This is a genomic window from Sulfuricurvum sp. (assembly GCF_049305995.1).
Taxonomy (GTDB): domain Bacteria; phylum Campylobacterota; class Campylobacteria; order Campylobacterales; family Sulfurimonadaceae; genus Sulfuricurvum.
In genome coordinates, this window is record NZ_JBAQPS010000313.1 from 1 (window position 1) to 11,983 (window position 11,983).

An 11,983-nucleotide genomic window follows, 5' to 3' on the forward strand; every position below is an offset into this window, starting at 1 on the left:
CATAGTCAACGTCTCGAAGACATCGTCCCGATCCGCTAACCTGCTTAGTTTTCAATGATCTCAAACTCAAATCTAAGTCGCTTTTTCAAGCTTCCCAGTGTTTGTGGACGGGAATTATAGGGGAAAAGTTGAAAGATGTCAAGAGGTTTTGGGAAGAAATTTAAAAGAATTTCGAAAAAGATTTCAAAGCGTATCAAACGCTTCATTATATATGGGTTTCAAAGGATTTTATTCCCGAGAGACATCCACCATTACCCCTAAATGACTCGAACCGCTTCCGCTCACGACACCTTGCATTGGAGAGATATCTCCATAATCACGCCCGTATCCTAAAACGATATGCTGATCAAGCGGAACCATATTGTTTGTAGGATCAAAATCAAACCATCCGAATCCCGGAAAAAAGACAGAAAACCATGCATGGGAAGCATCGGAACCAAAAAGTTTTTCGTTCCCCTCTGCCGGAGTGGTCTCAATATAGCCGCTCATATAGCGTACACAGAGTCCGACTCCGCGTAATGCCGTTAGAGCAAAATGGGCGAAATCCTGACATACCCCCTTTTTCTCTAAAAAAACTCTCTCAACTGAAGTACTCAGATCACTAAATCCGCTTACAAAAGAAAAGTCAATAAATATTCGCCCCATAAATTCAATAATACTCTCATATAAAGAGCGTTCAGGCTTAATCGATACCAAAGCATAAGCTATAATTTCTGCCGAAGCAATCGATAGAAACGGGCTTTTTAGCGAAAACTGTTTTGCCTCGATAATTTCAGGCGTGAGAAACATCATCCGCTCCTGTGCTTGCGCGAATGTAAGAGATGCTACCCTCTGCGTATTTTCTTGAAGCCGCGATAGAGAGTCAGCATTGATTTCGACGCGTGACTGAGCCGCAACACTAAGAATAGTATGCGGTTCACGCACTAAAAGGTGATGGAGATGGTTTCCAAAAAAATCATTATATCCTTCACATTCAGCCGCCATGGGTTCAATAGTAAGATCAAAATTAAGTACTTTTTGTGTTTCTGTATCTCTGGGTTGAAGACGGATCAGGTTATGGCTAAATCCCACCTCATGCTGATAAACGAATCGGGTACTGTGGTAAATGGTATATATCATTCTCTACTCATCATAATGGGCAAAATAGGTTTTCGATAACTCACCGGAAGCAAGAAGCAACCTAGAAGAGAGCTGAGATAACAACGTATCGAGTTCACTCCGAATGTACTCTTCCTCTCCCAACAGACAAAGATCATCTAATTTACTCAAACGTATCATTGAAAATGCCTCAAATATAGGTTCCTCATAACGTGTGAGGTAGATCGCGTGTTTGAATTTCGGTAATTGAGGAAGCAATTTCATCAATCCGTCAATCTCGCTGATCAACGATTTAGGAAAATTGATATCCAGCAATAAAAACTCGATGACATTACGCATTTCATAGGATGAACGGTAGCGGGCGCGATACGCATTTAAACTCTCACAGGTGCTCAGCAATGTTTCCAATACTTCATATTCGCTCACTCCATCATACGCCGGTGTCAACAAGCTTCTCGCTTTTGAAATCAACAATTGAGATCTCTCGATCCGTGCGCCGATCTCATAAAGGATCGATCCCTGATCGGCAAATAGACTCTCTTGAATAAGCTCTTTGTATGCCATTAGCTGCATCAACAACTTACCAATATTATGAATCATATAACGTGGATGGGGATTTTCTTCACAACAAAATTGGTTCCATTCACGATCCAGGTGCTCATAAATACGGGAAGCTTCGAGTGGTAGAAGATTTTTGGCATAGGTATTGGTATTGGAGAGCATCGTAATAATTTGTGCCAAGCTCCCAACCCGTCCACTGTTAAAACTCACCGATGCAATCTCTTCGAAAGGAGAAACAACTCTATTTTCTTCTAAAAATCCCGGATAAGTCATCGTCACATGGGTCAATGTTTTGCTCAGCATCTCTACCGTTTGTCGGTTTGAAACGTGATCGTAACGAGATGCATTCGTCATATATTTTAAGGTAGTACGAATCATGCGTGACGTAATAATCGCTCTCATCAAATAACGACCCAACCAGAACAAATTTTCGGCTCGAAGGCTCGGGATGTTTTCAAATGAATTTTCAAACACAGATTTACCATGAAATATCGGTGTCAGGGGGACACTGCTAGATTCCCCCAACACCCATAAATCTTTGCTGCTCCCTCCAAATTGGTTCGATATCATCAAAGAATCACTATTTATCCCGACACGCACCAATGCTCCCGGCATAAGGGTATAGGTATCTTCTTGAGCTATCGTATAGGCACGAATTACCGCTTTGCGTGGTTCTATCGACTCTTTAATCAGTGTCGGGCAGTTGGCGAATTCTACCTCTTCTTGTCCGACATAACGATGAGGCTGTTCTAAAATCGATTTGCGAAGTGCCCCAAGTTCTTTTTTATTTAATTGTTTACCGATATAGGTATGTTTAACATCCACTCGATCGATTGTTTTAATGATAAGATGCTCTAAATTCTCCAAAACATACTCTAGCTCTTTAGCTTGACCGCACCACCACGTCGCGATTTGAGGTAAAATAAGCTCTTCATCGAGAAAATAACGAGCCAAATGGGGCATAAACGGGTTGAGTCCGAGGTTTTCCAAGACTCCGCTTCCCAACGGATTGATCATTCCGACTCCACCGGATCTGATCGATTGAACCAATCCTGCGACCCCTAGCTGAGAATCCGAACGAAGCTCCAACGGGTCACAATAGTTTTCATCAACACGCCGTAAAATCGTATCAACTCGGCGAAGTCCTTTAAGGCTTTTGAGCCAAAGGGCTCCGTTTTTAGCCAGTAAATCCTGCCCTTGAACGAGGGTAAGTCCCAAAAATGAACTGAGATAAGCATGTTCAAAATAGGTTTCATTGTGTGGTCCCGGCGAGAGGAGAACATTAAGCGGATCGAAATTTCGGCTGTTGTTTTGGAACAGTGCTTTAAAGGTTTCAAAAAAATCGTACAGCCTCTGAACAGAGATCCCCTCAAAAAGATCCTGCATCGCACTGTTCATCGTTAGACGGTTTTCGATGGCATACCCTAAACCCGATGGTGCCTGCGTACGATCATTGATCACCCACAATTTCCCATCCGGCCCACGTGCCATATCGGCGGCGTAAATGGTTAAGGGCATCTTCATCCCGTGCATCTCACGCATAAAACCGCCGTGAGCATAGATCACTTCCATCGGAATAATGCCGTCTTTGATCGTTTTTTGCTCACCATAAATATCTTGGAGCAGAAGATTAAAAAGCCGACAGCGCTGTTTAAGCCCCTCTTCGACGATTTTCCATTGTTCCTCTTCGATAACCAAGGGGATCGGATCGAGTTTCCAAGGGCGGTTTAACCCCCCTGGATCGTTGTAAACATTGTAGGTAACGCCGTTGTCTTCGAGCCGCCAATCTATCTCTTTTTGTTTGGAAATAAGATTCTCAAGAGTGATTTTCTCAAGATTCTCTTTTAACGCTTTCCAATGGGGACGGACATTTTTATCCTGATCAAACATCTCATCGTAGGATGAGTTTTGGGAATAGCGTTCAAACATCGAATTCAATACATTACCTTTTCTTCACGAACATATTTCTAATTTTACCCTATTGTGCATTAGGGCTCCATTTGCGACGTAAATCAAGGGTATGCGGGTATTCCAGTGACCCCGGAAGTTCTTGATAGGTAAAGGTTTTTTGCTGCGGATGGGCTAATACTTTGCGTGCTATACCCTCTTCTCCCATCAGCTCTTGCTCACGGATCATCGGCTCATGAATCTCTTCCATCTCTCCCTGCGTATGTCCGAATCCCCAATATCGACTGATACGGCGCGATTGTGCTTCGAGAGTATTGATGGGAATAGTATCGTATGCACGACCACCCGGATGGGCGATGAAATAGGTGAACCCCCCCATTGAACGACGATTCCATGTATCAACAATGTCAAACACGAGCGGCGTATCAACCCCAATGGTCGGATGGAGTGCCGACCACGGCTGCCACGCACGATAACGCACCCCTGAAACATATTCCCCCTCTACCCCCGTACTCACCAACGGCACACGCACTCCGTTACACGTGAGGACATAGCGTTCACTCACGAAATCGCGTACTCTGACCTGTACCCGCTCTAGCGAGGAATCAACATAACGGGCGGTTCCTTGTGAGCTCGACTCTTCACCCAACACATTCCACGGCTCGATTCCTCCGCGCAATTCGCAGTGAATCCCCTCGATGGTACTCATCCCATAGAGTGGGAAACGGAACTCGAAAAATGGATTAAACCAGTCGGTCTCAAAAGCGTACCCCTCAGAGCGTAAAAACTCGACGATATCACGGATATCTTCACGAACATAATGCTCGATCAAGAATTTATCGTGGAGTTGTGTCCCCCAGCGTACCAGTTTATGTTTGTACGGTTTTTTCCAAAACAGCGCTACAAGGGTACGAACCAACAACATCTGCATCAACGACATCTGTGCGTGCGGCGGCATCTCGAATCCTCGAAGCTCTAAAATCCCCAGCCGTCCTGTCGAGGAGTCGGGGGAGTAGAGCTTGTCAATACAAAACTCACTGCGATGGGTATTCCCCGTCAAATCGGTAAGCATGTGACGAAACAGTCGGTCGGTGAGCCAAAACGGCACCTCTTCATTCTCAGGGATTTGGTTAAACGCAATCTCAAGCTCATAAAGATTTTCCAACCGCCCCTCATCGACACGCGGCGCCTGAGACGTCGGTCCGATAAACTGCCCTGAGAAAAGATACGATAAGCTCGGATGATGCTGCCAAAACGTGATGAGTGAACGCAACAGATCAGGATTTCGGAGCAACGGACTATCACTCGGGGTGAGCCCTCCGATGGTGACGTGATTTCCGCCACCTGTCCCCATTTGCTTACCGTCTTGCATAAATTTGAGCGTCCCTAAACGGGATTGATGCGCCTCTTCGTAAAGAGTATCGATCACCCCAGTGAGCTCCTCCCAGCTCGACGTCGGATGGATGTTGACCTCGATAACCCCCGGATCGGGAGTGACCCGCATTCGCTCTATCCGTAGATCATGCGGAGGCTCGTACCCCTCGATCATAACGGCCATTTGCAGAGCTTCAGCCGTCTCTTCGATCGACGCTATAAGATCCAAAAATGCCTCGGTATTGGTGATAGGGGGGAGAAAAATAAAGAGTTTTTGTTCACGTATTTCCAAACTAATCGCCGTACGGACAAAGGTTTCATAATCAGCTGTTTTTTTGGTGGTTGTTTTCACCTTCGCCGCACGCTCTTTTACTGCACTGTGGTATTCACCTAAAGAGGGAAAAGCACCGAAAAGATCGGGTTCAAAACTCTGCTCCAGCTCGACGTGCGGTTTATGGGTCAATGAATCCAGAGGCAAACGCAGACCTACAGGAGAGGTACCCGGTGCGAGAAAGAGCTGAGCACGTCGAAACTCCCATCGGCACGTTACCCAACGCGTCGTTCCCCAGTTTAGAGGAAGGACAAATCCGGCCGGTTTATCGATTCCGTTGGAGAGGCTATCGGCCAATGCACGGCGTTCCAGTGAATCTTTTAAACTCGTTTTCATCGGATCGACATCGACCGGTAAGAGGGACTCTTGCAACAATGCCACGAGAGGATCATTGTAGGCATCATGGATGTTTTTATCGCTGATCCCGAGATTGAGACATAAAGTTGCTAAAAATTTCCGCGCATCTTCAGGGGTATAATCAAATGTCTGATCCAAACTCGCTAATAGATCAGGATTATTCCAAATCGGCTGTCCGTCTTTGCGCCAAATAATCGTGGACATCCAACGTGGCAACGGTTCACCCGGATACCATTTCCCCTGTGCATGATGGAGTAATCCCCCTTTGCCGAATGTTTTTAACAATCGTCTAGAGAGGACATTGGCGAGTTCGCGTTTATGCGGACCGTCCGCTTCGGTATTCCACTCGGGTGATTCCATATCATCGATGGAGACGAAGGTCGGCTCTCCCCCCATCGTAAGACGAACATCATTATCCATCAGTTCACGATCAACTGCATATCCAAGTGCATCGATCGCTTCCCACTGCTCGGCACGGTAAGGTTTGGTCACACGCGGTGATTCAAAAACCCTCGTTACCGTGTTGGAATATTCAAATTCTACTTCACACTTGTCCATCGCCCCCTCGACCGGAGCGGCACTCTCAGGATTCGGAGTACACGCCAAAGGAATATGCCCTTCTGCGGCGAAAAGACCGCTCGTCGAATCCAGACCGATCCATCCCGCACCCGGAATATAGACCTCCGTCCATGCGTGTAAATCGGTAAAATCTTCAGAGGGACCGCTCGGACCATCGAGAGATTTAACATCAGCAGAGAGCTGAACGAGATACCCAGATACGAAACGGGCCGCAAGACCTAAATGACGAAGCACCTGCACAAAAAGCCATGCGAAATCGCGGCATGAACCTGTTTTACCTTTTAGGGTGACGGCACAGGCTTGAACTCCCGGTTCCATTCTGAGGGTATAGTTTAGATGCTGATGAACCTTCATGTTTAACTCTACTAAAAAATCATTAATAGAGCGCGGAGTTAAATCGATAGAGTGTACAAACTCACTGAGACGCTTTCCTCTCTCAGTAACTTTCAGATAGGGGGCTAGCTCTTTTTTGAGCTCTTTCTTATATTTAAACGGAAAATTGGTCGCATACTCTTCGACAAAAAAGTCAAACGGGTTAATACTCACCAGTTCAGCCAACACCTCTACATCGATAGAAAGCTCTGTCGTCTTTTCAGGGAAAACGATCCGTGCGAGATAGTTCCCGAACGGATCTTGCTGCCAGTTGATAAAATGATCATCAGGCTTGATGTTGAGCGAATAAGCTTCGATTGGAGTACGGCTATGGGGCGCGGGACGGAGACGGATTACGTGAGGAGATAAATTGATTGGTTTATCAAAAGTATAATGGGTTTTGTGAGAGAGGACAACTTTGAGCGACATCGGATTCCTTTGCTCGTAACTTGCGTTTTAAATTAGAGGTAAGGATAACACAACTTACTCTAAATAACAAATTTTAAGTGCTCATAAAATGATTAACTAGCTTCTAAAATAACAATTCATCTCTACTTGTATTATAATGTAATCTCCTATATCAAGGTAAAACGATGGAAAATATAAAATTTATAGGTACAAGTGGAACACGAACTCCAACACAAGGGACAACATGTTTGCTCATTAGCGATCACTGTGTTATCGATGCCGGTAACCTTATCAACACTTTTGGTGATAATATTTTTACTATCGAACATATTTTTTTGACACATTCTCATCTTGATCATATTATTGACATCCCTTTTCTTGCTGATCTCTTTGTTGCTAAAAAAAATATTGCTCTCAAAATTTACGGGTTAAAATCGACACTTGATGATCTCCAACAATTTATTTTTAACCATCGTATTTGGCCCAATTTCAAAGAAATCACCCTTATCGGCTATACTGATAAAACTATCGAATTTATCGAATTAGAAATTGAATCTCCTTATAATATAGACGGAGTTACTCTTACCCCATTTAAAACAAATCATACAGAAGGAAGTTGTGGCTATATAATCGAAAAAGGTGAATCAGGTATTTTATTTACCTCTGATACTTATAAATGCGATCGTATCTGGGAGTTACTGGATGAGCACCCCAATATCCATACCCTCATCACTGAAGTTTCCTTCCCTTCTAGCTTTGAAAAACTGGCATTTGACAGTAAACACCTCACTCCCTCACTCCTCGCCGAAGAGTTGAAAAAATGTAAACGAGACGATTTTTCCCTCTATGTTATGCATCTTAAAGCACTCTTTGTCTCCACTATCATCGAAGAGCTAAACGCACTTCAACTCCTCCGTAACGGCGGGAAAGTTCTCATCGACGGCGATGGGATCAATTACACACAGCCCTAATACGCTATAATGCCATTATTAATTAAGTAAGGTGTTATTATGAGTATTGAAGAACGTAGTGGAAATATTTGCGAATTATGTGGTGCGACTGAGGGTCTAAGTGCTTTCGAAGTAGCACCGAGTGATGGGACAGAGGATCAATCGATCCATATCTGCAAAACCTGCAAAAGCCAAATCGAAAATCCTCAAAACTTAGATGCCGATCACTGGCGTTGTTTAAGTGATAGTATGTGGAGCCAAGTACCTGCCGTACAAGTGATGGCATATCGTCTCCTATCAGCACTCGGCGATCAAGATCAACTCGACATGATGTACCTCGAAGACGATGTTAAAGCATGGGCGCAAGCGGGGGTGTTGAGTACAGCAGGTAATGATGACGGTGGGCCAGTTGTTCAACGCGACAGCAACGGAACGATCCTTGCCGAAGGAGATACCGTAACACTTATCAAAGACCTCGAAGTAAAAGGGGCAGGATTCACCGCTAAACGGGGAACCATCGTTAAAAATATCCGTCTTACCGATGACGCACGCTACATCGAGGGAAAAATCAACGGCTCTACGATCGTCCTCGTTGCCGCGTTTATGAAAAAGGCATAACCACATAAAATTGAACGCCAAAGGAATTCATCCCTTTGGCTACGCTAGCCGCTATGGCACATGTAGCGTAGCGAAAAGCTTAGCCATAGGTGACAGCAAACGCTTGCCTCATTACGAGGCAGAAATAATCTATCTTAAATCACTTCTCCAACTGTACCGCCAACTCCGAATAAGTCCGCGCTTTCGCGATATTAAAACGGTGTGATTCTCCGCTCTTTTCTAATGATATGATTTTTTGGTTGAGCTGTGCCATACGGGCATTGATCGAGTTGCGATTCTGAACGACGGTACTTTTATCATCTCCGCTAGGCTGTGAAAGCCCCACAAAACTCTTCGCCTGATTCATATAATTTCCCGTTGTGTCGAGAGCATCGGCGATACTTTGCGTCGTTGCCGCCATCATCTCCGTCGAAGCTGATATCTCTTTGAGGGAATTTTCGAGATTTTTCGCATCATTGAGAAGTTTAGTATCGGCATACACGGCTAACTTGGATATCTCTGCGGCACTGGCATTGGAACGGTTTAGTTTATCAAAACTGGAGAGAAAATACTCCGAACTGCTTTTGTATTTGTTCAGCGCACTTGCCGCTCCGCCGAGGTTGAGTACCGTTTTGGAAAGCAGTTTGGTCGTATTGGAGACCTCTCCGGCATAGGGGATCGGTAAAAATCGTACCACATTACTGATATAAACGCTTGATTTTATCATCTGTGCATAACTGTCCACCGTCCCTTTCATCGCACTGATAAATCCTTCGAATGATTCGATGTTCTTTTTATCTTCACGGAGCAATTTCGCCACTTTTTCGAGGTGATCGTACCCGTAGGCATTGAGCTGTGATGCACTCATACACGCTTTTTGTGGTGTAACTTCGGGTTGCGGAATACACCCACTAAACAGTACCAATGCCGCTGCCAAAACTATCGATTGTTTCATTATTTTCATATCATCCCCATCTCTTTTAATGCTCGCCGAATCGCTCCTGCGATCGACTCACCTGTTTTACCCACATAGGCATCAATTTTTTCTTTTTCGCTTTTGGTGAGGGTGAGAAAAACTTTCTCGCTTTGTTTCACCTCATCGTTTTTCTTCGGACGTCCCCCCGGATGTTTGGCTATCTGGATCGTTTTATGAGTCGAGAGTTCTCTCTGCGTTACCCGTGCGGCAAATTTATTCTCTTTTACCTCTTCCATTGACGCCCTCCCCCTTTATACATTATCGTATTCTCGAATTTTCTCATGCAGATCACGAATCAAATTCGCACTTTTTCTGTACGCATACGCTTTGATCCCCCCTTGCTGTGAGAGTTCGATGATGGAACTATTTTCATTGATTGCCGTTTGTAAAGCCACGCTCATCGGAATCGGAAACATCTCGATCTCAAACCCAAGCGTATCTTCGAAAACAAATTTCGCATCGTTGATATCGTTCTCTTTTTGACTCATATTCGGTACCATGAGAATCGGTTTATTTGCCGATGAGACGCGTACCAGCGTATCCACTGTCCCCTGTATCGTCTCCAGTGTCGGGATAAACGGGATAATAATCAAATCCGAGTATTCTATCGCCTGATCAAGTTTGACATCATCAAACCCACCGAAATCAAAAATCGTCTCATTGGCAGGATACTCTAAATGCTTTTGCTGAATATCGATCCGCTCCACCCGATCCGGAAGCCGATCCGAGAGTGAACCGTAAGGATCGATCTCGTACCCGTGAAAGCCGAATCCTGATATCAGCTGGTGGGCAATCATCGATTTACCTACTCCCCCTTTAAAATTGACAATCGTAATATTCATCCATTTCCTTATATTTAAAACCTGTTAGTTACAGTATTTTACCTATAATAAATAGATAAATCAAGTTTTAAACTGTAAAAAATACATAACTCAAATTGATATTTACCGAGATTAAAAAAAAGTGAGAGGATATATTTATGTAAGAATCAGCAATGAAGATGATAAAAGATACCAAAATTTGGGGGGGGTAAAGCCCCCGATTATCATTAAAATTTTAACTAGCTATTTATTAACACGTTTTTGTCGCTCTTCAAGCAACATTGCATTAAGCGTACCAACAACCTCTCGACTCGCAGTTTCTGCTTCTTTAAAATAGGTCATTACATTTTTAGATTCTTGACCGCATCTACCTGAGCTTACACATTTAACTGCAGCTAGAATGTTGTCATGCACAGCCTTATGCGGAACTTCCAATTTTCTAAAACTTGGTGTATGCCCAAAAATCTGAGATCCTTTTCCACCTTCAGCCCATTTACCTAAACGACAATGGTGATGATCTGCAAATTCATCCTCTACTTTAGCACTGAATACCGTTTTATACCCTTTTGCTTTGAAAAGTAAATGATCCAATTTGACCAATACCATAAACACAGAGTAAAGAACATTTGTCGAATCATTTTCTATCTCTTCGGTTTTACTGCTTAATTCGCAAAGCGTATTACGAAACTGCTCCAATTTGCTGCTTGAGATAGATGATATCTCTTCCATTGAGCTGGATCGCTCATAAATATCCATAGCATTTTGTTTTAAGCTCTGAACATTCATCGCTACTTCAGCAGTTGCTTTTTGTGTTCGCTCTGCCAGTTTACGCACCTCATCGGCAACAACCGCGAAACCTCGTCCATGTTCACCAGCACGAGCTGCTTCAATTGCGGCATTCAGTGCCAATAAATTAGTCTGATCTGAAATATCTTTGATTAAATCTATTACTTGCCCAATAGACCCAACACCATCACTAAGCTGACTAACAGAACCATAATTATCCGTTATTTTACTGACCAATTTTTGTTGAATATCTAAAATTTCACCGATTTCATTATTAATCTCAATAGCATTATTGTGATTGCTTTTATTGAGTGATTCAATCTCTTCCAAATGACTAACATTATCTGCAAGATCTTTTTGCAATAACCCCAAATCAAGTTGACAAGCATTAGTTAAGTTTTCAGTCAAATCATGTATAAGTTGGAACATAACAGCATTATTTTTGAATCCTGCCATCTCTTGATTCAAACGTGTATTTTCATCTTTTAAATCATTATTTTCTCGTTCTAGTTCAGCTATTTTTGCATGAAGAGGCTCAAGAATTGCCGTATTATCTTTATTTCCAAAAAACATTTTTACCCTTTCTAATGCATAGTATCTACTCAATATATTAATGATGTAATTCTTAATTAATCCATAAAATTAGCTATTTAAGACTTTTTTATGATTTTTTTATGCTAATGATCTTTTATTTATAAGTAAAAATAATTTTTTATAATATTTATGAATTTGATAGAATACTATATTAATCTTTATACTAAAAAATGTTAACCAAACATAGAGGGCAGATATTCTATCACCACTTTATAAGAAAAAAGGTTATTGGAGGGTGTAATAATGTAATTCTACTAGAAGTGTTCTTTAC

The 11,983-nt window shown here is 43.0% G+C and carries 9 protein-coding genes; 2 read left to right on the plus strand and 7 right to left on the minus strand.

Translation table 11 applies throughout. From position 1 onward, the window contains the following. Positions 1–228 precede the first annotated feature (228 nt). From WA010_RS10805 to WA010_RS10815, 3 genes are read right to left on the minus strand one after another with little or no spacing between them, the layout of a single operon-like run. Positions 229–1,119, minus strand: coding sequence for a transglutaminase family protein (locus tag WA010_RS10805; protein WP_422557123.1), 891 nt, complete (start codon positions 1,117–1,119; stop codon positions 229–231). A gap of 3 nt (positions 1,120–1,122) precedes the next feature. Next, a complete protein-coding gene (locus WA010_RS10810; protein ID WP_422557131.1) occupies positions 1,123–3,588 on the minus strand; it encodes a circularly permuted type 2 ATP-grasp protein in 2,466 nt (821 codons plus the stop codon). A gap of 49 nt (positions 3,589–3,637) precedes the next feature. Then, the gene (locus WA010_RS10815) at positions 3,638–7,009 is read right to left on the minus strand and encodes a DUF2126 domain-containing protein (protein ID WP_422557124.1); all 3,372 of its coding nucleotides are present in this window, start codon (positions 7,007–7,009) and stop codon (positions 3,638–3,640) included. A gap of 164 nt (positions 7,010–7,173) precedes the next feature. Here WA010_RS10815 and WA010_RS10820 point away from each other — a divergent pair, with 164 nt between their 5' ends. Both WA010_RS10820 and WA010_RS10825 read left to right on the plus strand, forming a co-directional pair. Then, positions 7,174–7,959, plus strand: coding sequence for an MBL fold metallo-hydrolase (locus tag WA010_RS10820; protein ID WP_422557125.1), 786 nt, complete (start codon positions 7,174–7,176; stop codon positions 7,957–7,959). 39 nt (positions 7,960–7,998) lie between these two features. Next, positions 7,999–8,556: a PhnA domain-containing protein gene (locus tag WA010_RS10825; protein ID WP_422557126.1), complete on the plus strand. Its 558-nt coding sequence runs from the start codon at positions 7,999–8,001 to the stop codon at positions 8,554–8,556. 139 nt (positions 8,557–8,695) lie between these two features. Here WA010_RS10825 and WA010_RS10830 read toward each other — a convergent pair whose 3' ends face one another. The 4 genes from WA010_RS10830 to WA010_RS10845 form a co-directional block, all read right to left on the minus strand. Continuing rightward, positions 8,696–9,499 carry a hypothetical protein gene (locus tag WA010_RS10830; RefSeq protein WP_422557127.1) on the minus strand — a complete coding sequence of 268 codons (804 nt, stop codon included), beginning with the start codon at positions 9,497–9,499 and terminating at the stop codon, positions 8,696–8,698. Continuing rightward, entirely contained in the window at positions 9,496–9,747 is a 252-nt protein-coding gene (locus WA010_RS10835; protein ID WP_422557128.1) for a hypothetical protein, read from the minus strand. Before WA010_RS10835 ends, WA010_RS10830 begins: the two co-directional genes overlap by 4 nt. A 15-nt stretch (positions 9,748–9,762) precedes the next feature. Continuing rightward, entirely contained in the window at positions 9,763–10,353 is a 591-nt protein-coding gene (locus WA010_RS10840; protein ID WP_422557129.1) for a ParA family protein, read from the minus strand. Positions 10,354–10,575: 222 nt separating this feature from the next. Then, positions 10,576–11,691 (minus strand): methyl-accepting chemotaxis protein, encoded by a 1,116-nt coding sequence (locus WA010_RS10845; protein ID WP_422557130.1) that lies wholly within the window; start codon positions 11,689–11,691, stop codon positions 10,576–10,578. Positions 11,692–11,983 lie beyond the last annotated feature (292 nt).